Source organism: Lysinibacillus sp., from assembly GCF_032093475.1.
Classification (GTDB): domain Bacteria; phylum Bacillota; class Bacilli; order Bacillales_A; family Planococcaceae; genus Lysinibacillus; species Lysinibacillus irui.
Map to the genome: position 1 here is coordinate 1 of NZ_DAMDAY010000025.1, position 26485 is coordinate 26485.

At 37.5% G+C, this 26485-nt stretch carries 17 protein-coding genes and 1 riboswitch; of the genes, 4 read left to right on the forward strand and 13 right to left on the reverse strand.

What is annotated here, in order from left to right:
• Positions 1 to 468: 468 nt before the first annotated feature.
• The 9 genes from RT445_RS07800 to hutH form a co-directional block, all read right to left on the reverse strand.
• Positions 469 to 2322 (reverse strand): SLC13 family permease, encoded by a 1854-nt coding sequence (locus tag RT445_RS07800; RefSeq protein WP_274795273.1) that lies wholly within the window; start codon positions 2320 to 2322, stop codon positions 469 to 471.
• Positions 2323 to 2484: 162 nt separating this feature from the next.
• On the reverse strand, positions 2485 to 3099 hold the full coding sequence (gene nadD, locus RT445_RS07805) for a nicotinate-nucleotide adenylyltransferase (RefSeq protein ID WP_274795272.1): 615 nt from the start codon (positions 3097 to 3099) through the stop codon (positions 2485 to 2487).
• Positions 3100 to 3104: 5 nt separating this feature from the next.
• On the reverse strand, positions 3105 to 4571 hold the full coding sequence (locus tag RT445_RS07810; protein WP_312507218.1) for a nicotinate phosphoribosyltransferase: 1467 nt from the start codon (positions 4569 to 4571) through the stop codon (positions 3105 to 3107).
• Between the two features lie 23 nt (positions 4572 to 4594).
• Complete coding sequence (locus RT445_RS07815) at positions 4595 to 5149, reverse strand: cysteine hydrolase family protein (RefSeq protein WP_312507217.1); 555 nt, start codon at positions 5147 to 5149, stop codon at positions 4595 to 4597.
• A gap of 84 nt (positions 5150 to 5233) precedes the next feature.
• Positions 5234 to 6034 carry an NUDIX domain-containing protein gene (locus RT445_RS07820; protein WP_274795269.1) on the reverse strand — a complete coding sequence of 267 codons (801 nt, stop codon included), beginning with the start codon at positions 6032 to 6034 and terminating at the stop codon, positions 5234 to 5236.
• A gap of 152 nt (positions 6035 to 6186) precedes the next feature.
• Positions 6187 to 7464: an imidazolonepropionase gene (hutI, locus tag RT445_RS07825; RefSeq protein WP_312507216.1), complete on the reverse strand. Its 1278-nt coding sequence runs from the start codon at positions 7462 to 7464 to the stop codon at positions 6187 to 6189.
• A complete protein-coding gene (hutU, locus tag RT445_RS07830) occupies positions 7461 to 9131 on the reverse strand; it encodes a urocanate hydratase (RefSeq protein ID WP_312507215.1) in 1671 nt (556 codons plus the stop codon). Before hutU ends, hutI begins: the two co-directional genes overlap by 4 nt.
• Before the next feature lie 15 nt (positions 9132 to 9146).
• Positions 9147 to 10475, reverse strand: a complete 1329-nt coding sequence (locus RT445_RS07835) for a YjiH family protein (protein ID WP_274795266.1) — start codon at positions 10473 to 10475, stop codon at positions 9147 to 9149.
• A 70-nt stretch (positions 10476 to 10545) separates the two neighbouring features.
• Positions 10546 to 12060, reverse strand: coding sequence for a histidine ammonia-lyase (hutH, locus tag RT445_RS07840; protein WP_274795265.1), 1515 nt, complete (start codon positions 12058 to 12060; stop codon positions 10546 to 10548).
• A gap of 398 nt (positions 12061 to 12458) precedes the next feature.
• On the opposite strand from hutH, the gene RT445_RS07845 reads away from it, so the two are divergent.
• A complete protein-coding gene (locus RT445_RS07845; protein ID WP_274795264.1) occupies positions 12459 to 13913 on the forward strand; it encodes a helix-turn-helix domain-containing protein in 1455 nt (484 codons plus the stop codon).
• A 284-nt stretch (positions 13914 to 14197) separates the two neighbouring features.
• Positions 14198 to 15703 carry a catalase gene (locus RT445_RS07850; protein WP_274795263.1) on the forward strand — a complete coding sequence of 502 codons (1506 nt, stop codon included), beginning with the start codon at positions 14198 to 14200 and terminating at the stop codon, positions 15701 to 15703.
• A 118-nt stretch (positions 15704 to 15821) separates the two neighbouring features.
• Here RT445_RS07850 and thiC read toward each other — a convergent pair whose 3' ends face one another.
• From thiC to RT445_RS07865, 3 genes are all read right to left on the reverse strand, one after another.
• Positions 15822 to 17600: a phosphomethylpyrimidine synthase ThiC gene (gene thiC, locus RT445_RS07855; RefSeq protein ID WP_274795262.1), complete on the reverse strand. Its 1779-nt coding sequence runs from the start codon at positions 17598 to 17600 to the stop codon at positions 15822 to 15824.
• Positions 17601 to 17740: 140 nt separating this feature from the next.
• A riboswitch (TPP riboswitch) is annotated at positions 17741 to 17855 on the reverse strand.
• 78 nt (positions 17856 to 17933) lie between these two features.
• Positions 17934 to 18863: an AEC family transporter gene (locus RT445_RS07860; protein ID WP_274795261.1), complete on the reverse strand. Its 930-nt coding sequence runs from the start codon at positions 18861 to 18863 to the stop codon at positions 17934 to 17936.
• 105 nt (positions 18864 to 18968) lie between these two features.
• Positions 18969 to 21071: a methyl-accepting chemotaxis protein gene (locus RT445_RS07865; protein WP_274795260.1), complete on the reverse strand. Its 2103-nt coding sequence runs from the start codon at positions 21069 to 21071 to the stop codon at positions 18969 to 18971.
• 253 nt (positions 21072 to 21324) lie between these two features.
• Between RT445_RS07865 and RT445_RS07870 the strand changes: the two genes are divergently transcribed.
• Positions 21325 to 22950 (forward strand): S-layer protein, encoded by a 1626-nt coding sequence (locus tag RT445_RS07870; protein WP_274795259.1) that lies wholly within the window; start codon positions 21325 to 21327, stop codon positions 22948 to 22950.
• A 509-nt stretch (positions 22951 to 23459) separates the two neighbouring features.
• Here the strand turns inward: RT445_RS07870 and RT445_RS07875 are convergent.
• A complete protein-coding gene (locus RT445_RS07875; protein WP_274795257.1) occupies positions 23460 to 24215 on the reverse strand; it encodes an N-acetylmuramoyl-L-alanine amidase in 756 nt (251 codons plus the stop codon).
• 865 nt (positions 24216 to 25080) lie between these two features.
• Here RT445_RS07875 and RT445_RS07880 point away from each other — a divergent pair.
• Positions 25081 to 26364 carry a hypothetical protein gene (locus tag RT445_RS07880; protein WP_312507214.1) on the forward strand — a complete coding sequence of 428 codons (1284 nt, stop codon included), beginning with the start codon at positions 25081 to 25083 and terminating at the stop codon, positions 26362 to 26364.
• The last annotated feature ends 121 nt before the right edge of the window (positions 26365 to 26485 follow it).

The window sequence follows — 26485 nt, forward strand, 5'->3', positions numbered from 1 at the left end:
TTACTTAAAACTTTATTGATTACGTTTTGCTTGTTCAGTTTTCAAGGTTCATGTTTTGCTTTATTTTAGCGTGTCACCGTGGCGACTTGTATAATACTACACCCTTATTTTTAAAAGGTCAACACTTTTTCTAAAAAAAAATTAAGTTTTTTCTCAAAGCAGGAAAACTTCCTATATTAATAACATAAAATATTTTGGCTAATAAAGATGTTTTCACTAGCTGTTGTATTTTATTTTAGCATATCCCTCGATAATAATTTAGTAGTTTTTTTTAGAACTATAATCAAAATAATTGAATATTAAAATTGAGTTTTCAACCTAAAGATAGACTAAAAAAAGTTGAGACTTTCTCTATGTTCTTTTTCATTTACATTTATGACGGACGAAACATCAAATCTACTCCACGTGATCAATTAGAAAAGAATCGAGAAGTACTTCTCGATTCCTTTAGATGGATAGCCTGAGATTTTAAAATGGGAAAAAGAATGGGATGGCTACCATCATGACAATGAACATAACAATTTGTAATGGAACCCCTATTCTGACAAAGTCCATAAATTTATAGCCCCCTGCTGTCATTACTAGTGCATTTGTTGGGGAAGCAATTGGTGTAGCAAATGCCATACTTGCGGCTACCGCAACTGCAATCATAAATGTTGTGGGACTTACATCCATTGCAATGGCGGCACTCATGGCAATCGGCGCAAACAATACTGCAGTTGCTGTATTACTAATAAATTGACCAAATACAGCAGTTAAAATATAAACACCTATTAGTACACCATAAGGTCCGAAATCGCCTAGAGCATTGATGATCCCATCAGATAAAATAGCCATGCCTCCTGTTTTTTCTAATGCTGTCGCCATTGGCAGCATAGCAGCTACAAGCACGATACTTTCAAAATTCATATTGCTATAGGCATCTTCCATGTTTCTTAAACAACCCGTCAATATCATTAGGACAGCACCAATCATGACCGAGATGACAGCAGGAAAAATTTCGAATGCCATCAAAAAAATCATGAACAACATAATAATACCTGCAATACCAGCTTTGCCTGTAGCCGCTGCTACACTTGCATGTTCCTTAGGCTGACCGACAACCACAACATCCTGGGTCTCTCTTGCTAACAAAAGAATTTCATCCCATGCTCCTTGCACTAATATCGCATCTCCAAATTTCAATTTATGTGAAACCATATCTTGGAGCTTATAGCCACCTCTACGATTAATACCAATGATATTTAAGTTATATTTTTCTCGGAATCCAAGAGAGCTGACCGTTTCATTGATAAAGCTTGAATTAGGTGTGAGCAATACTTCTGCAATACCAAGATGTTTCGATACTAGTTCGTCGGCTTCTCCTTCTACTAATCCTTGCATCTCAAGCTGATAATCCTCAACAAACCGACGAATATCCTCTTCTTCACCTTGAACATATAGCTCGTCTTTTGCATGTATAACACTTGTTGGACCAGCCATTTCTTGATAAGTCATCGGTAATAAGTTAATGCCCTCCTGAGATTTACGATGAATTTTCATCATACAAAGCATATACGTAGCTGGCAGTTTTAATTCTGCTAAAGATGTTTCAATAATAGGTGATTCATCAGGAACAGAGATTTTAAATAGGCGATTATTTAAATCATATTGCTTAATAATTTTCTTAGGTGAAAGTTTATACCCCTCATTTGTCTGAGTTCGATTACGATCCTTTGGTAACAAAATATTACGCACAAGTACTAAGTAAGTTATCCCCGCAATCATCCCGATAATACCAATAGGGGTCACTTCAAAAAAGCCAAGTTTATGATAGCCTCGGTCGACCAATAACTGACTAACGATTAAATTTGTTGGTGATGCAATCAAAGTCATCAGCCCAGAAAGACTTGCTACATATGAAAGTGGTAGAAGAAATTTAGAAGGGCTGACTTTCATACTAATTGCTATACTCACGACTATCGGCATCATTAGTGCTACAGTACCGGTATTACTCATAAAGGCACCGACTGATCCTACAATAATAAGCAGTAACACAAATAGTTTTAGCTCACTATTACCAGACCACTTAAGTAAAAGTTGCCCTGCCATTCCTGCAAGTCCTGTCCGTAAAATTCCTGCACCCACGACAAATAACCCTGCAATCATTAAAACGACAGAGTTAGAAAAACCAGCTAATGCCTCGGCCGGCGTTAAAATATTCGTAATGACAAATGCTAGAAGTGACACAATTGCTACAAGATCTGCCCGTACTTTATTGGTCACAAATGCGAAAATCGTTACTCCTAAAATAAGAAATGTTAATGTAAGTTGCACATCCATGAATTCCTTTCTAACATTAATCATTATAATTATTACCAGCAAAAAGATTGTATGTTATTGCTCTTTTTATTATAGCTTACCTAGAGGAGCATATGATAAAATTCACCATCTTTTCAAAATTAAAAAAGTGTGGCACCTATCCACACTTTTAACCGTACTTTACTATTTTTGATAAAGATGATGTTCTTTAATATAGTCGTAACATGCATTAGGCAAGAGGTATCTTGGTTCTCCCCGCATAGCAAATTCTTCTCGAATATAGGTAGAACTAATTTCCATCGCTAGCCCTTTATCGATTAGATGGAATCTACCATCATCATGATTCCTTAATATAGGAGAACGACTAATCGTGGACAGCATATCAATGCCATGTCTTGCCATTACAATAAATTTATTTTCTGCTACTAATGCGTCGCCTTTTTTCCACAGCCCTGCACCAATATCCACTAATAAATCAGCCCCCATGATAAAATGGACTTCATCATCTGGATGTTTTTCTCTAAAGTATTTCATCGTGTCATATGTGTAGATGTTCCAGCCTTCTTGGTCCATCTCATAGGAATCTGCAATAAAACGATCGTCCTTAGCAATAGCGAGCTGTAGCATATTCCAACGATGAATATCAGCGGTTTTTATCGTTTTATCTTTGCGTTTATTTGAGCATGGCAAAAAGATAACTTTATCTAATTTACAGCGGTGTGCGACCGTACTTGCTGTCCAAAGATGAACATTGGTAATAGGGTCAAAAGATGAACCATAAATACCTATCCTCGCCATTTTATCTACCTCCTGCTGTTTCCTTGTGAGATTTTTTCTTTAATTGTCTGTATGCTTGCCATTTTATTGTCCCAGCAAGCTTGACTTAAATCGACTGGATACTCTTCTGGATTCATTGTTCGTTTGTACTCACACCAGAGCAAACGTAAATTTTCCTTCGCATATGCTTGAATTTCTTGAAGAGTCGGTTCCTCATAAATCACTTTTCCCTTTTCGACAATACTTTCATGTAACTCTTTTGCTGAAAAATTCGTAACAAATTTACTAATATACGTATGAATAGGGTGGAACATTTTTAATCTTTCTTCTTGTTCTATGTTTTCTTCATCTAATGCAATATAGTCCCCTTCAGCATGACCATTCTCATTATTAATAATACGGTAAACACGTTTACGCCCTGGTGTAGTTACTTTCTCAGGATTTGCTGAAATTTTAATGGTGTCAACCATTTCTCCCCTCTCATCTTCAATAGAAACCAATTTGTATACTCCACCAAGAGCAGCTTGATCGTAGGCTGTAATTAGCTTTGTTCCGATGCCCCATGCATCGATTCGCGCACCTTGCGATTTTAAATGCATGATTGTATATTCGTCCAAATCATTCGAAGCCATAATTTTAGCTTCTGTAAACCCTGCTTCATCTAGCATTTTTCTTGCCTCTTTTGAAAGGTAGGCTAAATCGCCACTGTCTAAACGAATACCAACAAAATTAATCTGATCTCCAAGCTCCTTTGCCACACGAATAGCATTAGGAACGCCTGAACGTAGCGTGTCATAAGTATCTACTAAGAAAACGCAGTCTTTATGAGCTGCTGCATATTTTTTAAAAGCAGTATACTCATCTCGATAGGTTTGAATCATTGCATGGGCATGAGTTCCTGACACAGGAATACCGAACAATTTCCCCGCTCTCACATTACTTGTTGCAGAAAATCCACCTATAAAAGCAGCCCGAGTACCCCAAATTGCAGCATCAAATTCATGTGCACGTCGAGTGCCGAACTCCATAACAATATCCTCACCTGTCACTTGCTTGATACGTGAAGCCTTTGTGGCGATGAGCGTTTGGTAGTTCACAATATTTAACAAAGGGGTTTCGATTAATTGGGCCTCTGCCAATGGTGCTTCAATTCGCAGGATAGGTTCATTGGCGAAGACAAGTTCACCCTCTTTCATTCCCTTTATGCTTCCTGTAAACTTAAGCTCCTGCAGATATTGAAGAAAATCCTCTGGATATTTCCCCTCTTCTCGTAAATATTGAATATCACTTTGGGAAAATCTAAAGTTATTAATAAAATCGATCACTTTTTTCAAACCAGCAAATACCGCATAGCCATTGCCAAATGGAAGTTTTCTAAAATATAGCTCAAAAACAGCTTTTCGTTGTTGAACACCATCTTGCCAATAAGCTTGAACCATATTAATTTGATATAAATCTGTGTGTAACATGAAGCTATCGTCTGCATATTTCATGTTTTCTCCTCCATCCCTTATTGTCAAATAATAGTGGCACCGAGCGTGTGCTCGAAATGCCCTAACGCCCACTCATGTCCTGCTTGGTTAAAGGAGGCAACAGCATCTTTATGAATGACAATATCGAACCCTTTATTATAAGCATCTACTGCTGTATGAAGAACACAGATATCTGTACAAACGCCGATTAAGTGAAGCTCAGTAATTCCTCTTTCACGTAATTTCAATTCTAAATCTGTTCCTGCAAAAGCAGAGTAGCGTGTTTTATCCATGTAATAGACGCAATCCTGCTCTTTATTTGCCTCATATAGTTGCTTTAATGCACCATATAAATTTCTACCTTCTGTATTTCGAATATTATGTGGTGGGAATAGCTTTGTTTCTGGATGGTAGACATCCCCCTGTTCATGAACATCTATCGCAAAAACTGTAAAATCACCGTTCTTAATAAAATCCTTTGTTAATTCAACATTTGTATGTTCGAGTAACTGCCCAGGCTCTCCACAAGTAAGAGCTCCATCTGTCGCTACAAAATCCACTGTATAATCAATATTAATTAATGCACGTTTTTTCATCATCGTCTCATCACTCCACTTTATTAATTAGTAATATTAAAATTACAAATTACTTCATTTAAAACAATCAGGAAAGATGGCTCTTTCCTAATGATAGATGGACTCCACTATTTCAAAATCAGTGAATGTATAAAGTTGTGAAGGCCTAAATGAATTGCGTTTCGTTTTCTTCGGTTTACCTTCCTCATCTAACACTTTTTGGATAAAAGGTAATTTAGGTGCTTTTGTAAAAAATACTGAATCATTTGAAATTCGAGGATCTTCTCCAACTGTCAGGAGCACCCTCTGTAATTCAGATAAAGTAAACTCTTGTGGTAAAAAGTTTTTGGCAACTGTCGTTTGTATCATATCCCTTTTAATAAATTCCAACGCATCTGTAATAATTCTTCGATGATCGAAAGCTAACTGTAGCGAAAATACATTTTCTATATCAAATAACTGTACATCATCAGCATCATCATTAGCTTGGCGTTGCTCTATATATGTCTCAGGAACAATTGCATAAAACGCATTCGATATCATCCAACCACGTGGATCTCGATCGATTTCATCATAAACACCAAAATGTTGTACATGTAAACCTTCTACATTTGTTTCTTCTTTTAATTCTCTTCTAGCAGCGATATATGCTGTTTCCTTTTGAACAGCATCTACAAATCCTCCTGGAAGTGCCCATTTTCCCCCTTCAATATTCTGGTTTCCTTCAGCATCTTTTGCCGCACGCTTAATTAACATAATCTTCAGTGTCATTTGAGGAGGTGCTTTTTCTTCTATTTTCTCTGACGTAATTGTAAAAATAGCAATATCCGCTGTATACCCATCAGGTGTTTGATATTTTGAAGAATCATAATTCGCAAGCACTTCTTCTTCAGTATGAAATTTTTTCATTGAGTAACCCCTTCAATCAATAACAAGGTTTTAGTAATTTGTAATTCATGAATTACTATTTAAATTGATTATAATCTTTTACCAAAGTAATTGCAACCTATATATAAAAAAAGCATAAATAAAGCTTTCTAGCCTTATTTATGCCCATAATATTATTGATCTTTCAGCAGAATTCCATTTTGCACAACAACTTGACCATTTTTGATGACCGTATGTGTATGGTTCATACCGTAGAAGTATTGTAATTGCTTGTAATTAGCAACATCTAGAATCACAACGTCCGCTTTTTTGTCCGCTTCAAGGGACCCTATTTGTTCGCCCCGATTCAGTGCATAAGCCGCATTAATCGTTGTAGCTGTTAATACTTCCTCCAATGTCATACCCATATGCATACAAGCTAAATTCATAATAAATGGTAGACTCATTGTCGGAGATGATCCAGGATTAAAGTCCGTTGAGATTGCTACGGGCACCCCTTCATCAATCATTAGGCGTCCTCTTGCAAATGGTGCCCGTAAGAAGAATGCTGTTCCCGGTAGCAAGACAGCAATTGTACCTGCTTCAGCCATTTTTTTAATACCTTCATCCGATGCCACTAACAAATGCTCTGCCGAAATTGCCCCTACTTCCGCAGCAAGCTCTGCACCTTTATATGGCTCGATTTCATCAGCATGTATTTTCGGGGTTAAACCAAGTGCTTTCCCCGCTTCTAAAATTCGTTGAGATTGCTCTGGTGTGAATACACCTTTTTCACAAAATACATCATTAAATTCAGCTAGTTCTAGCTCGGCCACTTTAGGTAACATATCCTTGATGACGACATCAACAAATTCATCCTCACGACCTTTATAGTCTCGCGGTACTGCATGCGCTCCCATAAATGTACTCACGACATCAATGTCATGTGTAGCTTGTAATTGTTTTGCTACCTCCAGCTGCTTCTTTTCTGTTTCCCAATCCAAGCCATAGCCTGATTTCGCTTCAACTGTTGTCACACCATGCTTTAAAAATACATCTAAGTGTTGCATCGTTTTTTCATATAAATCTTCAATGCTAGTTTCCCGTGTACGTTTAGTTGTAGCGTGAATGCCACCACCAGCATTCATAATTTCCATGTAGGTAGAACCATTAAGTCGCATATTAAACTCTTGTTCACGAGTCCCACCATGTACTAAATGTGTATGACAATCAACTAACCCTGGCATAACTATCTTACCTGAAGCATCAATAGTCTCCGCATTCTTTACTAAATCAGGAAAGTCTACCTCTAGTTGATCCAAAGCTCCAACAGCAACAATATGATCTGCCTCAATAAGAACAGAGCCGTTTTCTACCACTGCAATTTCACGCATTTGTTCCTTCGTACGCGGACCTTGTATGTTACTTTTTAATGTAATCACTTCATTGGCATTCTTTATTAAAATGGTCACTTCACATCACCCTTTAACATTGGTATATGCACACCTTTGTTTTTCGCTGTATTAATAGCAATGTCATAGCCTGCATCTGCATGACGAACAACGCCCATCCCTGGATCTGAAACTAATACACGTGCAATTTTTTCTGCAGCAAGCTCAGATCCATCTGCTACTAGCACTTGGCCTGCATGTTGGGAATAACCCATTCCAACACCACCACCATGGTGTACACTTACCCAGCTTGCACCACTCGCTGTATTGACAAGAGCATTTAAAATTGGCCAATCGGATACTGCATCCGAACCATCCAACATTCCTTCTGTTTCACGGTTTGGCGATGCCACTGAACCTGAATCTAAATGATCACGGCCAAAGACAATTGGCGCTGATAATTCACCATTGGCAACCATTTCATTTACTTTTAATGCAAAACGGTGGCGATCACCATAGCCTAACCAACAAATACGTGCAGGTAAGCCTTGCCATTTAACCATTTTTTGCGCCATATCAATCCAGTTAACAAGGCCTTCATCTTCAGCGAACATCTCTTTCGCAAGTGCATCTGTTTTATAAATATCCTCTGGGTCTCCTGAAAGAGCCGCCCAACGGAATGGACCCTTGCCTTCACAGAACAATGGACGAATATATGCTGGTACAAAGCCTGGGAAATCAAAGGCATTTGTTACACCCATCTCTTTAGCGTATGCACGAATGTTATTACCATAATCAAATACTTCAGCGCCCGCTTCTTGGAACTCTAGCATTGTCCGCACATGTTCTGCCATTGTTTCTTTCGATTTTCGTTCATATGTTTTAACATCTGATTTACGCAGTTCTAGTGCTTCTTCAAATGTCATGCCGTTTGGTACATAGCCATTAATAGGGTCATGTGCAGATGTCTGATCTGTTACAAAGTCTGGAATAATCCCTCGATTTAGCAGTTCACGATTGACGTCTGCACAGTTACCAACAAGACCAATTGATGCAGGCTCTTTTTGGTCACGTAATTTATTCACTAAGGCAATTGCTTCGTCCACCGTTTCCACAATGTAATCACAGTAACCTTCTTTAATTTTACGTTCAATGCGTGCACGTTCTACTTCAACAACTAGAATTACAGCTCCTGCCATTTTTCCAGCTAATGGCTGTGCACCACTCATGCCACCCATACCACCTGTAAGGATGAATTTACCACGTAAATCCGCAGTGCCAAATACTTTTTTCCCTGCTTCAACAAACGATAAATAAGTACCTTGTAAAATACCTTGAGCACCAATATAAATCCAGCTTCCTGCAGTCATTTGACCATACATCATTAAATCTCTATCTTCTAATTCATAGAAATGATCCCAATTTGCCCATGCAGGAACAAGGTTTGAATTGGCAATTAATACACGTGGGGAATGCTCGTGTGTACGGAAAACAGCTACTGGCTTCCCAGATTGAATGAGCAATGTTTCATCATTTTCTAATTCTTTTAAAGAAGCAATAATTTGTTCATAGCTCTCCCAGTTACGGGCAGCCTTACCAATACCTCCATAAACAATCAGTTCATCCGGGTTTTCTGCAACCTCTGGGTCCAAATTGTTCATTAGCATACGCATAGCTGCTTCTTGTGTCCAACCCTTACATGTTAGTTCATTTCCACGTGGTGCACGAATTTCTGTTTTGAATACCATACAAAACACTCTCCTTTAAAATAGTAAAAATGCTATAGGTGTTACGATAATTAAAGTTAATACGACACGCTCAAACCAAATCAGTAAAATTTGACGCAACGTCAATGGAATTTCAGATGATAAAATTAGTGGAATAACGGCTGAGAAGAACAATATAGCCGAAATGGATACTACTGCTACAATAAATTTTGTTACGAGTGGTGCTTGTGTCACGACAAGTGCTGGTAAAAATACCTCTGCAAGCGATAAAGATAGTGCCTTGGCTGCTAAAAATGGCTCTGGAATTTGTAGTACGTAAGTGAAAGGTACAAAAATATAAGCTAACCAATCAAAAATAGGCGTGTACGTCGCAAGAACCAATCCAAGTAAACCTATTGATAGAATAGAAGGAATAACACCCATTGCCATAATGAAACCATCCTTCAAATTCATCCATAAAATTTTGGATAAAGGTGGGTTTTGCTCTACAGCCTCCATCGCTTGTCGCCAAGCTTCCTTAAAACGATCCTTCTTAACGATCTTTTCGGGCATAGGTGTCGAACCCTGGTAATATTCATCCTTCATTGAACGAAGTGGATATATACGAGCTGTTATGGCCGTGACCACAAATGTTACTACGAGCGATACCCAGAAGAATGCATTCCAATGCTGCATAATATCAAGCGTACTCGCAATGACTACCATAAACGTTGCCGATACAGTAGAGAAGCCGGTCGCAATAATAGCAGCTTCTTTCGCTGTATAACGCCCTTCCATATAGACACGGTTTGTTAGAAGTAAACCAACCGAATAACTACCCACGAATGAGGCAACAGCATCAACTGCTGACCGTCCAGGTGTTTTAAAGATTGGCTTCATAAACGGTTGCGTTAACACACCAATGTATTCAAGTAGCCCATAGCTTACAAGAAGTGCTAGAAATAATGAACCAATTGGAATCAGTACTCCTACAGGCTTAATAAGCTTCTCCATCAAATACGGTCCAATACTTTCGTTCGCTAGCCATCCCGGTGCTAAATTAAAAATTAATAAAATTCCTGCTACCATTCCACACACTTTAAAAATAGATAACACAATACTAACAATTGAGTTATTCCATTTTTTAGTTAAAAATGGAAGTAATGCTCCCCCTACGAGCATGATCAGAACATATGCGGTCACCAATAGTGGTACCTCTGCACGGATAAAGTTCACAATATGATCGATTAAGATTGTATCTTTGCCTTGCCATTCAAACGAAACAAAAAAACTGAATATTCCGACTAAACTGCATATAATCATTTTCAAAGCGGAGGAAGCTCGGAAAACCGAGTCTTGCCTCAGCTCTTGTTGTTGAAATTCCATCCAAGTCCCCCTCAGATATTATTTAGAAAGAACTTTTAACTTTAATTTCTAACAAGTTTATTCAATTAATTTACACATACTCATTAACTAGATCATCACTTGCTAATAAATACTTAGCCAATGCTTCAATTTCATCACCGATTGGTTGATCTGCTAATAATGGTGGACAGAATTCACGCACTTTTTCTAAATACTTTCGAGTTGTTGGAGATAATTGCTCTTCCGCTTTATCTAAATGAATTGCCTGTGATGCACAAATCAACTCTATTGCTATAACACGAGCCGCATTGTGAACAATTTGACGTACTTGACGAGCCGAAGTTGTGCCCATACTCACATGATCCTCTTGGTTGCCTGATGTCGGAATAGAATCCACACTAGAGGGATGTGCCAAGACTTTATTTTCTGAGACAATGGAAGCCGCTGTATATTGTGCAATCATCAGTCCACATTCAATTCCAGGATTTGTCGCTAAAAATGGCGGTAAGCCTTCGTTAAGCTGTGGATTTACCATACGTTCTGTACGACGTTCTGAAATATTAGCCCATTCACTTACACCAATTTTCAAAAAGTCCATTGCTAAAGCAATCGGTTGACCATGGAAATGACCTCCCGACAATACTTCACCACTCTCTAATACAATCGGATTATCTGTCGTAGCATTCATTTCCGTTTGAACGCGGTTCTCTGCATAGAAAAATGACTGCCAAGATGCACCGTGTACTTGCGGAATACAGCGTAGCGAATACGCATCTTGCATGCGAATTTCCCCTTGCTTTGTTACACGTTTACTACCATCAAGCCACTTACGAATACGTCCACCAACCAGCTCTAATTCTGGATGTGGTCTTACAGCTAATAGCGCTGGATCAAATGCTGACGTAATGCCCTTCAATGCTTCTAGCGTCAAACTAGCCGCCATATCTGCTGCAAGTCCAATTCGTTCAGCTTCATTGACCGTTAAAACTCCAATACCTGTCATTGCTTGCGTACCGTTAACAAGTGCCAGACCCTCTTTCGCTTGTAGTCGAACTGGTGTTAATCCAGCTTGCTTTAACGCCTCGCTACCACTCATTTTTTCTCCGTTGAACTCTGCCTTACCTTCACCCACTAGTACTAATGCCAAATGGGATAATGGCGCTAAATCACCACTTGCTCCTACCGAACCTTGTGATGGAACAATTGGATGCACGCCTTTATTAATAAGATCTAATAACAGCTGGACGGTTTCTTCACGAATACCAGAAAATCCTCTAGCCAATGCATTAGCACGTAACACCATCATTGCGCGTACAACATCAGTTGGGAATGGTTCACCAACACCCGTTGCATCTGAACGTAGTAAATTCAACTGTAATAATTCAATATCTTCTTCTTCAATTTTTATATTGCTGAGTTTTCCAAACCCTGTATTTACACCATAAATCGTTTGCCCTTCTGCTAAACGTTTTTCGATACGCTCTCTACTTAAACGAATTCGTTCTAAACTATCTGCAGAAAGTGCTACAGTTGCTTGCCCCTTTACGATTTCCTCAATTTGTTGTCTTGTTAATGTATTGCCATCAAGCTCGATGATCGAATTCACATGACATCCTCCTATTCCCTTATGTAACTATGTAAATCAATTACGCCTTGGCATCATAGCCGTTGACGCTTAGCTTTTACGTAGAAAAACAATGCGTCCAGATTTTCTCGAAATTGCTCAAAAAGCTCCTCTTCAAAATCTGCGAAATCCACTGGGGGATTTATTTCATCGTAATAGTTAAAACATCAGCATTAAAACACTTTTAAGCGTTTTCATTGCAAAATTCGATGTTGCTGATAGTTGTTCAATTACTCTATTTACATTGTACTAACTACCTTTTTCAGAATATAGAGAATTTTAAAAGAGAAAACAAGACTTTTTTCAGATTCTTATGTTATTTTTATTAATATAATCGTAATCTTATATGAAACTAGAATATTTTAAGGAGGATTGATGGTATGAAGCTGTTATTAATTGATCGTGACCCAACCGAATTAGCAGGCATAAAATGGTTTTTACATACATATTTTCCTGGAGATGTTTTTATTGAAATGTGTACAAGTATTTCAGAAGTGACTCAAAGTATTCGACAATTTGAACCAGATGCGATTCTTTTAAATATCGATTTATTTCCTAATAATCGCTTAAACGCTCTTTATCGAGATTTACAAAAACTATCCGGTGCCATTCTAGCAATGACGACAGAACCCCTATTTAAAAATGCATTAAAAGCAATTGATTTACAGGTTGCCCATCTTTTTGTGAAACCAATTGACTTAGAACTATTAAAGCAAAAACTCGCTGCCATTTCTCTTCGCACACCAAAAATTACAGATTATGCACAAGAGGCGACAAATGATTCCTTTTATTATCAATTATTTTTAGATAACAAATCTAGCTCTATTGAACCTACTTTGCATTTTACAATGATTGAACCCGAGCATCACGAGACATTTAATAAGCTCTACACTTGGCTCCAACAAACTCCAATTCATTTCCATATGAAAACATATCCTCTATCCAATAAAATCGTATGTCTTTTTGACACAGACGATATAAAAATGGTGGAGAAGGATGTTCGAACGTTAATGAAGGAATGGCGTTTGATTAGTAATAGTTCTTTAAATATCGGGATATATGATGGAACACCTACAACCATTAAAAATATGTATGCATTAACAAAGCGTGCACTACATCAAAGTTTTTACGAAGGCTTTGGTCATATTTTTTATGCCAGCAAACAATTTGAAACACAGCCCTTTGATCCATTACTAACACCAGAGGAGCAACAATTATTAATAAGTAGTTTGGAAGATGGAAACTTAGAGGCTGTTAAAACTTTTTTATATCGACTTTCTAATGAGGGAATCTATTATGAACAAGATGATTTACGTATTCATCTGACAAGTGTCTTAGCACAAATCCGGCGCTTTATGTTGAAATATAAATTACATGAAAAAGCTGTTATTGAACAAAACTATCGTCAGCTATTTCACATCATTATCGAGCATCCTATTTTTTATACTATTCTCAACAGCATTATTTCTTTTACACAAACTTTAATCGAGTTAGCAAGAGAAGCCCGGATGGAGAAAAGAGCCGATTATGTTGAACTAGCTTTAGAAATAATTGATCAACACTTTAAAGATAGTGCATTATCTCTACCCTTTGTTGCTCATAAGCTCGGAATTAGTCCTAATTATTTAAGTACGATTTTCTCTAAGAAGCAAGGCCTGCCATTTAAGCGCTATTTACAGCAAGTTAGAATTCATCATGCTACAAAAATGCTACTAGAAACAGATTTTGCAATTAGTGAGATTGCTCATTTAAATGGATTTGATGATCCAAATTATTTCATTAAAATCTTTAAACAACAAACTGGTATTACGCCAAACCGATATAGAAAAAAATAAAAGTTTGTTTAAAATAGTTTTCAATTAGCTCACTTTATTTTCAATAAAGATATTTTTAACGCAGTCATTTCTCTTTATTACTTTACAAATTGAGATTAGCTAAGCAAAATTCAAGTGAAAAACTATGTATATTACTTCTGTATAGCGCATATATTTATAGTTTATACTTAAATATATAAATTCTTTAACGATAATTATTATAATGTACTAGCAATTCTATTTTATATTTGTTATAGTTATAGATGAAGAGTTTGACTCACATTTTTTTCAGGAGGTAAACTAATATGACAAACGCAAATGATCGTAGCCGTCGTTTTACAACAGCAGGTGGCGCTCCAGTAGTAAGTAACCATGACTCTATGTCAGCAGGTCCACGTGGCCCTCTTTTACTTCAAGATGTATGGTTAGTTGAAAAATTAGCAAATTTCAACCGTGAAGTAATTCCTGAGCGTCGTATGCACGCAAAAGGTTCAGGTGCATTTGGTACTTTTACTGTAACGCATGATATTACTCAATATACAAAAGCTAAAATCTTCTCAGAGATTGGCAAAAAAACAGAAATGTTCGCACGTTTCTCTACAGTTGCAGGTGAACGTGGTGCGGCAGATGCTGAGCGCGATATCCGTGGCTTTGCTCTTAAATTCTATACAGAAGAAGGTAACTGGGATTTAGTAGGTAATAATACACCTGTATTCTTCTTCCGCGACCCATTACACTTCACAGATTTAAACCACGTGGTAAAACGTGACCCACGTACAAATATGAAAAACGCTAATTCTAACTGGGATTTCTGGACTTCATTACCAGAAGCACTTCACCAAGTGACAATCGTAATGTCTGACCGTGGTATTCCAGCTGGTTACCGCAATATGCATGGTTTTGGTTCTCATACGTATAGCTTTATCAATGCTGATAATGAACGTGTTTGGGTTAAATTCCACTTCCGTACAGAGCAAGGCATTAAAAACTTAACTGGCGCTGAAGCTAATGACATCATTGGTCAAGACCGCGAATCTTCACAACGTGATTTATATGAAGCAATCGAAAAAGGCGATTTCCCTAAATGGAAAATGTACATTCAGGTAATGACTGAAGAGCAAGCTCGCGAGCTACCATACAACCCATTTGATTTAACAAAGGTATGGTATAAAAAAGACTTCCCATTAATTCCAGTGGGTGAGTTTGAGTTAAACAAAAACCCGGACAACTATTTTGCAGAAGTTGAACAAGCTGCATTTGCACCGTCTAATATTGTTCCTGGTATTAGCTTCTCACCAGATAAAATGTTACAAGGTCGTATCTTTGCATATGCAGATGCACAGCGTTATCGTCTCGGTGTTAACCACTATATGCTTCCTGTTAACGCACCGAAATGTCCATTCCGCACTTTCCACCGTGATGGTGCAATGCGTTTTGATGGCAACCTTGGTTCAACACTAGGTTATGAACCAAATAGCTATGGTGAATGGGAGCATAACTTAGACTATAAAGAGCCTGAATTACGTATCGATGGTCATGCAGGTATTCACGACTTCCGTGAAGACGACAACAATTACTTTGAACAACCAGGTAAACTATTCCGACTTATGACGGCAGAAGAGCAACAACGTCTATTTGAAAATACGGCAAATGATATGGCTTCTGTTGAAGAATTCATCAAGCGCCGTCACATCCTTCACTGCTATTTAGCAGATCCAGCATATGGTGAAGGTGTAGCAAAAGCAATGGGTCTTTCATTAGAAGGTATGGATCTTACAAACCCATATGTAAAACAACCAACAAACGTTTAATATTCCACTTATTATTGATATCCAAATCCAATTTTTACTCCATGTGAATTTTTCACTCACATGGAGTTTTTTAATCACAAAAGGCTTGTGTCGATACTACAACACAAGCCTTTTTACATTATTGATAAATCTGACTACCCGCTTTTTTAAATTCCTCTGCCTTTTCCTTCATACCTCGATGGATCGCTTCTGTCGTATTCAAGTCTTTTTCTTTAGCATAATTTCGAATATCTTGTGAAATTCGCATACTACAGAACTTAGGACCACACATAGAGCAAAAGTGTGCTGTTTTTGCTCCTTCTGCTGGCAAAGTCTCATCATGATACTCCACCGCTCTTTCTGGATCGAGAGATAGATTGAATTGATCACGCCAGCGGAATTCAAAACGTGCTTTTGATAGTGCATCATCTCGGCGTTGTGCACCAGGATGCCCCTTCGCTAAATCTGCCGCATGTGCCGCTATTTTATACGTAATTACTCCCACTCGAACATCCTCGCGATTAGGTAAGCCAAGGTGCTCCTTTGGTGTCACATAGCAGAGCATTGCTGTCCCAAACCAGCCAATCATCGCTGCCCCAATAGCCGATGTAATGTGGTCATAGCCTGGAGCAATATCCGTTGTAAGTGGACCTAACGTATAAAAAGGCGCCTCCTTACAAACTTCTAATTGCTTGTCCATGTTTTCTTTAATCAGATGCATCGGTACATGACCTGGCCCCTCCACCATCACTTGAACATCATGTTTCCACGCAATCTGTGTTAGTTCACCTAGTGTTTCAAGCTCTGCAAATTGGGCTTCATCATTGGCGTCTGCAATTGAACCTGGACGTAGGCCATCACCTAAAGAAAAAGCAACATCATAAGTCTTCATAATTTCACAGATTTCCTCAAAATGAGTATAAAGGAAATTCTCTTGATGATGATATAAACACCACTGTGCCATAATAGAACCACCACGAGATACAATTCCCGTTACACGATTAGCTGTAAGGGGAACATAGCGTAATAGTACACCTGCATGAATCGTGAAATAATCTACACCCTGCTCGGCTTGCTCAATAAGCGTATCACGGTAAACTTCCCACGTTAAATCCTCTGCTACGCCATTTACCTTTTCCAATGCTTGATAAATTGGCACTGTCCCCACTGGTACCGCTGCATTTCGAATAATCCATTCTCTCGTTGTATGAATATGCTTACCTGTTGAAAGATCCATAATATTATCAGCACCCCAGCGTGTTGCCCATGTCATTTTTTCAACCTCTTCTGCTATAGAAGACGATACCGCGGAATTCCCAATATTGGCATTGATTTTCACATGGAAGTTACGACCGATGATCATTGGCTCCGCCTCTGGATGATTAATATTAGAAGGCATAATAGCGCGCCCAGCTGCAATTTCAGATCGGACAAATTCTGGATCCATATTTTCACGTATCGCTACAAACTCCATTTCAGGTGTAATAATCCCCTGTCTTGCATAATGCAGCTGCGTTACATTTCTCCCTTTTTTTGCTCGTAAAGGCTTTCTTGCCAATTCAGGAAAGACATTTTCATGATTACGCGGATCATCTGCACGACGAAAACCATTATCCTCCGGTTTTATAGAGCGGCCCTCATATGCTTCTACATCTCCTCGCTCTTGAATCCATCCACTTCGTAAGGCAGGTAAACCTTTTGTAATATCTACTTGATAAGATGGATCTGTATAGGGACCACTCGTATCATATACTCGAATAGGGGCGTTTTCTTCATTTCCAAAGCTTCCTGTTGTCGGACTTAATGCAATTTCTCGCATTGGTACTAAAATATCCGGACGGGAACCTTCAACATACACCTTTTTGCTTCCTTCAAAGCTAGACATAATCGTAATGTTCTTTTCACTAATTGCTGACATGAGCTACTTCTCTCCCTTAAATGTTTTTTGTTACAAGGACCGGATCTAGCTCACCCTAACAAATAAATAAAGGCCGAATCCAAAATAATTATTTGGATCCGGCCACGAATGTAAAGGTTGAAATTGCATACACATACTATGCAATAGTTTCTTAACTTTCCCACGCTGGTATGAGCCAGATCAGGTCCAAAGGGTCAAGAAACCTCTAAGCGTTTCCCTCTCAGCCTGACTCATCAGACTCCCCTAGTTAATACTATTTAGTTTGATGCTAGTGTAGCAGATATTACTATGAGATGGAAGTTTTCCATTCATTATTTTTTAATATTCTATTGATTAAGCAAATAATACGTCCGCAAGATAAATCACTATTGTTACCGTTATACAGCTGACAATAGTTGAAAATAAAACAGTTTGGGCAGCTGTTGCCGATTCCACATCGTATTCCAATGCTAGACTAGAGCTATTGCGGGATGTCGGGAAAGCACTGGCTATAAATAGTGATTGAGCGACAACTCCATCTAACCCCAATAAAAAAATAATGGCTAAAGCTACGGCTGGTCCGACAATTAAACGTGTGAAGCAGCTGACGAAAACCGTTTTATTAAACATAGATTTGATTTCAAGCTGCGATAATTGCGCACCTAACGTGATTAGTGCCACAGCAATAAAGCCATCTGCTACATGGTCTATTGGTATTTTAATAAACTGTGGAATACCGATATTAAAATAGTTCATGGCTACACCAATAATCAACGCATGAATGATGGGCATTTTAAAAAAATCTTTAATAATCGTCATTCCTGATTTGGTAGAGGAAATTAAATTATACAAACCATATGTATAAGTTGTCATATTTTGAAAGATTACAAGGATGACCTGAATCGCTACACCAATAGGTTGTGTTACAAAAATCATTTGAGCTACCGGAATGCCATAGTTCCCAGAGTTAATGAGCACAACACTATTTTTAAAAACTGCTGCCTCTGTTTTAACTAAACCAAGCCACTTCGCAAAAAGGTGACTGAGTAGCATTTGGCTCCCAATAAAAAGCACAATAAACAATCCGACCTCTGCCAGTACAGACAGCTCTACACTCGTCTCATATAAATTTACAAAAACAGCTGCTGGCATAAAGCAATATGTAATAAGCTGAGACAACGCTTTTAAATTAAAGCGAAATCTCTTTTGTAAGATAGCACCTACTATAAGTAACACTAAAATAGGTGCAACAATTTGAAAGAAAATCATTCCGAGATACATCATTTCGATGACCCCCTTCCCTTCTTTTATAGTAGTGCCGAATTTCTACTAGGTCAATGTCTCTTCCAATAAAAAAAGACTGCCTATTTGTTTAGGCAGCCCTTCATTTTACGCTAATTTAAAACGATTCACGACTTCTTGCAGTTCATTGGAAATATCGTTCATATTTTGTATAGACTCGGCTACTTTTTGTAACTCTGCTTGTTGATCCATTGCAGATGCACTTACTTGTTCAGCTGAGGCAGCCGTTTCCTCTGAAATTGCTGATATGCTTTGGATGGCCATAATCGCTTGATTTTTATGCTCTAACATACTCGATAGCTTACTCATTAATTCACTAATAGAGGCTGCAATTGAACGTGACAAATCACTGTTATCTTTAAATGCCAGTTGTGTACTTTGTACGGATTCATTTTGAGATTGCATTAAATCCGCATTAGATGCAATGACAGCAACTGTTTGCTGTGAATTTTCAAGGATGCTTTCTACTGTATTCTTAATAATTTCTGTTTCACTTTTAGATTGCTCGGCTAACTTTCTTACTTCCTCTGCAACGACAGCAAATCCTTTACCATGTTCACCAGCACGTGCTGCCTCAATACTTGCATTTAAAGCTAATAGATTAGTTTGCTCAGTAATGCTTTGGATCGAAGCAATGATATGATTAATATTCGCAATGTGAGAGGCTAATGATTCGATTTGTTGTTGAATACGACCGTTCATCTCATTTGTCTCTATATTACGTTCACGTAAGCTTTCAACCTCGTACAATCCCTTTTCTGTTGTTTCGTTCGTTTTATGAGAGAGTTCATCCATTTCATTAGAAAGAGCTGTAATGGCATCAATCTGTTCAGATAAATCCATGATTCGATAATTCGTTTCTTCCGTATCCTCAGATTGCTTCGATGCGCCTTGTGCAATTTCATTGATGGCAACAGACACCTCTTGACTAGACGCTACAATTTCATTAAAGGCCTCATGTACTTGATTGGACGATTGGTTTAATAATGTAGTAGAGTTCAATACGGTTTGAATCGCACCATTGGTTTTATCTAGCATATTATTGTAAGCTAATGCAACTGCCCCAATTTCATCAGCCTTAATATACTTCTCATCCACCTTTTGGGTTAAATCTCCCTCTGCTGCCGTTTCGATAGATGTACGTAAAAACTTGAGTGGCTTTAGCTGTTTATAGATGAATAACACACTTGCAGCTGTCATTAAAATTACCATAATAATGGAGGCAATAATCGTAAATACGAATACGTGATTATATGTCTCTAGTATTTTTGATTCGGGTAACACGACTTGAACTGTCCATGTTTCATCAATATCCTCTAATATCATTGGAGCAAAGACATTATAAGCCCTTTCCTTTAGCTGATTAGAATCAATGTACATATTTGTTAGCTCGCCATTTTCCATTGTCTTACTTATACTTTTCCAAGTCGGATCCTCTTGCATATTGCGACCATCTAGCTCTTTACCAAAGCTATTGGCTGTCAGTATACCTTTATTCGTAATAATGGCTGCGTAACCACCTTCTGGTGCAACCGATTCTGTTAGTTCATTTAAAAAATCTATAGAAACATCTGCTGTCAGTACACCAAAGAATGAACCAGAAGCATTGACTAATGGCACCGAAATGGTTGTCATTAAAACGGTTTGTCCGTTTACATTATAATCATACGGTTCAGTCAAAACTGCGCGTCCCTCTTCTTTTGGTATCCAATACCATTCAGAAACACTTTTATCATCGACACCTTCAATAAGAGCTGTCGTAATGTCATTACCATTTTTACTTAAATAAGGGCCAAATCGATTTTTGGAATCCACTAAAGTAGCTTCATCATTCGGCTTCAGCATAATAGAATTTTGCTCAAAGACAGCTCCAACCCCAAGTAAATCATCGTTATTAGCTAAATTACTTTTCATCATGTCTAGGATGCCCTGAGCTGATAATGTATTATTTTTCTCCATGCTTTCAATAATGCGCTTTGTCGTATGTAATGTTGTATTGGCTTTCTTAAAACGCTCACTCATAATAGCTGCTGAAGATTCAGCCGTTTGCAATGTTCCATGCTCTGCGTCTTCAACACTTTGTTTTTTTATGATAATGCCCGTGGTCACTGTATAGGATAAAAATAATACTAAAAATAATCCTATAATTAAGGAAGATAGTTTTAATGCAATACCCCTCGATTTTTTCACCACTAACACCCCTTTTTTATAATAATGATAAAGGATGGAAGATAGTATCACAATAAAATATTTATCGAATAAAGTAGAAATTTTACATAATAATAGAGAGAAATACCGATATTTCGCCAATAACTCATTTTACAAAGGAAAGGACTTATGACTTATTTGAATAGGGCTTCATAGTATAACATCCTCCCCCAATTCTAAATTATAGAAAAATATGATATATTAACTAATAAATAACCTGATTGGAGTGACTTACATGAAAAATAAAGCGCTATCAACATTAATGGCCACGGCTATTACAGCGACGCTAGTAATACCAGTGTCTTCCGCAAGTGCCGCTACACCTTTAAATCAAGTAAATTCCTATGAAACTCAAGTAGCAGCAACAAAAAAAGTCATTGGTGAATCTGTGACTATCCGAAATCTAACAAAAGATACGGTCATCACATCGAACGGTACATTTAGAGTCCATAAAGATTTAAAATCTCTTTTTCAAACTTCTAACAAAACAGCTTTAACAAACGCCCGAGCTACTATTGTCGTAAAAAACGGCCAAATTACGGACGTCACAGCTTTAACATTAAACAAAGCAGGGACAAGCAAAAAATCTGTCTATTTCGACGGTGGTGACGCAGATATCTCTGGAGACCTCACTGTAAATGCAGACTATGTAAAGATTCAAGACGTTAGTGTTGATGGTCAGTTGATCATTACTAACAGAGTAAAGAAGGCCATAACGCTCGATGAAGTCGAAGTGGGTGATACAATTACGCTAAAACCAATTGTCACAAAAAAGGTAAATTGGTTATATGTAACGTTAAGAGATATGAAATCAGCTGATATTAATTTAGCACGTACTAAAGTTAATGTATCTTCTGATCAAACACTTTCAAAAGTGGATGTAGTAGGGAAAGTTACTTCTTTTGAGGTAATGTCTAATGTAGAAAAACTTACAATTAATGTGGACAAAGATTTCAACCTGTACGGTGAAGGAAAAATTGATCAAATCGTTGTAAAAGGCGGTACTAAAGTAGCGTTAGATTCAGGACATCAAGTAGGGAACGTACAAGTAGACAATAAAAATGTTTCGGTTACTCTTCCTATTATTGATAAAAAAGAGCTTAATACACTACTAGCATCACCACCGTATGTACATGTATCTGTAAACGGCTATGATATTTTAACAACAGACAAGTGGACAACACAGGCTGAGCGAAACGCATTTGATTCAGCAGTAGCAAGCGCAAGAGCTGTAGCAAACAACAACAGTGCCTCCCAAGAACAAGTGAAAAATGCCATCAGTCAATACAAAAATGCCCTAGCTGTTTATCAAGCTGCTCAAAAAAGCGGAACAAAATATGGCTATGGCGATAAAGCTTCACTACAATCTTTAATCAATTCTGTTCAATACGTTACGGTTTCTTGGGATGGCTCGAATGTGCCATATAATACCCCATGGACTACACAAACAGAAAGAAACGCAATAGAGTCTGCTGTATCATCGGCTCAATCAGTTGTTAATAATTATTATGCAACTCAAACGGATATAGCTAATGCTATCAATAATTTAAACAATGCTATTTGGACTTATAAGAGTGCTTATAAGTATGGGAATAATGGGTATGTGGATAAAACTAATTTACAATCACTTGTGAATTATGCTTATAGTGTACGGGTTACTGTCTCTGAAAATGGAGCTGGCTTGACATCGGGTACTCTTTATACAACTCAAAGAGAATGGGATGATTTCAACTCCGCAATTTCATATGCTGAAAGAATTACATCTAATAGCAATTCGTCACAGTATGACGTTTCAAGTGCAACTGAATATTTAAACAACGCTATCTCTATTTATAGAGGGCAGTATAAATCTGCAAATTAATCATTAGAACATATTAGAGCTAAAAATTGGACTCTGCGCTTAGTAGAGTCCTTTTCAATGTTGTTAAACTCCATTGGTTTCCACCTTTGAAACCAGTCCTCAATTTCCTCATGAACTTTTTCTTGCATATCAAGATAATTTTTCATGTAAAACTTACTTGGAATACTTTTTATACTTATCCGCTGTTGGATTGGAGGCATTGACTTGAAGTTAGATAGCCACTGTTCAAGATCTACAACAACATTTTCTTTCAGCAGTTTATAGCCCGAATTCTGTAATTCGACTTAAAATTTGCACTCCATCTAGCTCATGACTTGATTTCTAAATCAGTATTAGTCTATTCTAACAGTCATTTGCTCTCTCCTCTTTCTATCTGCTAAAATAATCAAAAAAGACTAGGTTCCCAAAAGGGCCTAGTCTTTCTTGGTTTGTTTAAGGATTAAGACATTTGACAAGATTACATAAATTAGCTTACTACATTGTTCTGAACAATTCCTGAACAACCGATTTCACTCAGTTAAGTCAGCCACTACCTCTGTTATCTTTGATAGTTGTGCGACTTTTATTTTCTTCTCCGCTACTTTTGCTTCCGTTTTGCTTATAAATTTTCCGGCCTTAATTCTCCATTTGTCGTTTAATTGTTCAATATAGGCATTCCAGCCAAACCGGTACTTTAACACATCATGTGCATTTTCAGCAGCTTGTTGAGTTTCATATAGGCCTGTTACGACAAAATACTTCGTAGTAGCATTTGCGGCATTTCTCTTCCTTACAGTACCGACCGAAGCATTTCTAACCATAGAAATAAACTGCATCCATTTTACTCGCTCTTCCCGCATTTTTCTTGGGCAATTTTTGTTGTTGAAATAATGATGCTGTACTACGTTGTTAATTGTAATGTTTTCTTCTTTCATGATCCTTGCAACTATAACAGCTGTATTATTCACAGCCTGTAAATAATCTCCGTCTGAATTGACACAAATGTTTATTTGGATACTTTGTAAATTACCTTTAGCTGATCCTGCCCCCACACATGCATATTCAAACGCAAATGACTGAACCGCTTCTTTATCGTCCACCGTTAAGTGCCAGCTAGCTTCCCTATAATGACCATTATATTGTAAACGGGCGTAGGCATCCGCATCGGCCCCGGATTTCTCATTATCCGTTTCATGAATAATAATATATTTTTTTGTATTTTGTTTTCCATAAGTCACTTTAGCTGCCTGTGTTTCTGGAACTAAATACTGACGCCATACTACCATTATGATGTACCATCCTTTTTGTTCATTACCTGCCAAACTATTGTGATTCCTATAGTCACTCTTCTTTTATTGCTTCTAGCTTACGTTAATAAACTGAACAGTTTCTGAACAAATTGTGCTAAAAATAAAAAACGACCAGGCAATAAGATGCCTAGTCACTTTTGATAATTGCACGTGTGATCCTCACAAAAATAACACTATAAATTTATAACACCATTCTCAACAATTTCTGGACATTAGATGTTCACTTGAGTGCATTTTAGGGTTATCCATCAGTTTTTTTGATTTATCCATTAATTCGATCATTCTATCCGCTACTTTGATTGTTTTATCCGTCGATTCGTAGAAAAGAAGACTAAGGTTACGCAATTGTCTCCCTTCACTATTCAATTTAGCTTCCCAAAATCCTTTTTAAGCCCATTGAGCTGCTTTGCCATCTAGGAAGCTTAATTTTGTCATTCCATATAGAAGACCACGTTAAATAAGGATCACCATCACTACAAGTTGTGCACATGTTAAAGTTATTTTGGTATGAAGATCATTGTTGATGTCTGTAGCAAGGTTTGCTTCAATTTATTCATTGTGCCCTTTGGATAAACAGGTTTCTACTACAAAAAAAAACAGGCAGTGTATTAACCTTACATCACCTGTTTTCTCACTATATTTCTATTATTTTAATCAGTCTGATTCCCTTTATAGGTACTGAAGTTATGCCATTCTTAAATTAAATTTATAACCAATATACCTATTCATCCAAAAAATGCATAAAAAAATCCTAGGCTATGATAAAATTAGTATAATACCAAATATTAGTTGAGTTATAGTTCCATATACAATAACAATTAAAATAGGAGGATTCTCCAAGATGAAAAACAAAAAAAGATTGGCCTTGCTGACTTTAGTGGCCGTTCCTTCACTACTTTACAGTGCGCCAGCATCGGCAGCTAATTTGACTGACCATGCAAGAACTGCCTATGTATACAACTACAATGCTAACGTCTCGAATGTTATACAACTAATTAACAATATAAACAATACAACTGCTACCTTCCAACCAAATTTAGAGGCAGCTCTTAAAGCATATAATGCGTTGACGGAAGTTGAAAAACAATATGTGACGAACTATTCAACCTTATCAGCACATCAACAAACGAGAGTGGCTTACCGTAAACTAGCTGCTCAAATTGAAGAAAAGCTAAATTCTGTAGAATCATCATCTGTTCATTATTATCAAAATGTCCTTGAAACACGCGATTGGTATAATACATTAAACGCTGCGCAAAAGTCTTATGTAAGTGCCTCTGCGCAAAAAATATTAACGTCCTATATCACACCAAATACATCTGTTGATAAAGTGGTCAATAAAATTCAACTACTTAATTCATCTCGCCTGACGTTCCATAAAGAGGTGGCCGATGCCAGGGCGGAGCTTAATGCATTGCGGAGATTTACCAATGTTTCTTTACCTGTAGGGATCGAGCAGAAGTTACTTGATGCTGAACTGCTTGTGGCGAAGGATAAAATAGCTGCAAAGGAAGTTGAAAATGCCATTGCTTCCCTATCGCCGAAAACATCCACGGTTCATGATGTTCAGGAAGTTAAAACAGCCTTTGAAGCGTTAACACCTGTACAACAGGAACTAGTGCCGAATGTCTGGACTTTAGTTGATTTTGTACAAGGTAAATATACACTCCCTACAAAAGACAACGTACCTAAAAAACCCGTTCTCTCTGATGTCGCAGCTGCTCCAGGTAAAACTACAGCTATGACAAAAAACAAAAATACCTATAAAGCCAAAATTAATGTTGCTGAGACAGAGATTGATACAGAACGCTTTATTCTCACGACAAAAGATAAAATGACGATCATCATTCCTCCACTCTATACGCTAGTGAATGAGGATGAAGGCGTGATGAATATAGAAGTAACGAAAAAGGGCAATCGTATTACACTCAAAGCTGAATTAAATAAGGAGCCTGTGACATTCGATGCCAATATGGAAATCATTATGGAGGGATTACCAGCTAATTCATCCTTCTATCGCTCCAATGATTTTGGTAAGCAAGTCCCAGCCGACTTTACTGTCAGTGGTAATCGCCATATTATCCAAACAACTACTTCTGGAACGTTTCAGATTGTAAGAAATTAAATCTTATTATCATTTATAACAATCCGAGAGCCGGGACAAAGAACAATTCGAATCATATAACGTAACTCTCATTTGCATTTAGTTTGAGATTTTCCTTTACAACTCTTTACTCATATGTTTC

What these genes read in the sequence shown, in the direction of transcription:
- RT445_RS07835 (WP_274795266.1), bottom strand. Translation starts at nt 10,475, where the DNA reads ATGGAATTTCAACAACAAGAGCTGAGGCAAGACTCGGTTTTCCGAGCT.
- RT445_RS07815 (WP_312507217.1), bottom strand. Translation starts at nt 5,149, where the DNA reads ATGATGAAAAAACGTGCATTAATTAATATTGATTATACAGTGGATTTT.
- RT445_RS07820 (WP_274795269.1), bottom strand. Translation starts at nt 6,034, where the DNA reads ATGAAAAAATTTCATACTGAAGAAGAAGTGCTTGCGAATTATGATTCT.
- RT445_RS07860 (WP_274795261.1), bottom strand. Translation starts at nt 18,863, where the DNA reads ATGATGTATCTCGGAATGATTTTCTTTCAAATTGTTGCACCTATTTTA.
- thiC (WP_274795262.1), bottom strand. Translation starts at nt 17,600, where the DNA reads ATGTCAGCAATTAGTGAAAAGAACATTACGATTATGTCTAGCTTTGAA.
- hutU (WP_312507215.1), bottom strand. Translation starts at nt 9,131, where the DNA reads ATGGTATTCAAAACAGAAATTCGTGCACCACGTGGAAATGAACTAACA.
- RT445_RS07850 (WP_274795263.1), top strand. Translation starts at nt 14,198, where the DNA reads ATGACAAACGCAAATGATCGTAGCCGTCGTTTTACAACAGCAGGTGGC.
- RT445_RS07845 (WP_274795264.1), top strand. Translation starts at nt 12,459, where the DNA reads ATGAAGCTGTTATTAATTGATCGTGACCCAACCGAATTAGCAGGCATA.
- RT445_RS07875 (WP_274795257.1), bottom strand. Translation starts at nt 24,215, where the DNA reads ATGGTAGTATGGCGTCAGTATTTAGTTCCAGAAACACAGGCAGCTAAA.
- RT445_RS07800 (WP_274795273.1), bottom strand. Translation starts at nt 2,322, where the DNA reads ATGGATGTGCAACTTACATTAACATTTCTTATTTTAGGAGTAACGATT.
- RT445_RS07880 (WP_312507214.1), top strand. Translation starts at nt 25,081, where the DNA reads ATGAAAAACAAAAAAAGATTGGCCTTGCTGACTTTAGTGGCCGTTCCT.
- RT445_RS07810 (WP_312507218.1), bottom strand. Translation starts at nt 4,571, where the DNA reads ATGAAATATGCAGACGATAGCTTCATGTTACACACAGATTTATATCAA.
- nadD (WP_274795272.1), bottom strand. Translation starts at nt 3,099, where the DNA reads ATGGCGAGGATAGGTATTTATGGTTCATCTTTTGACCCTATTACCAAT.
- RT445_RS07870 (WP_274795259.1), top strand. Translation starts at nt 21,325, where the DNA reads ATGAAAAATAAAGCGCTATCAACATTAATGGCCACGGCTATTACAGCG.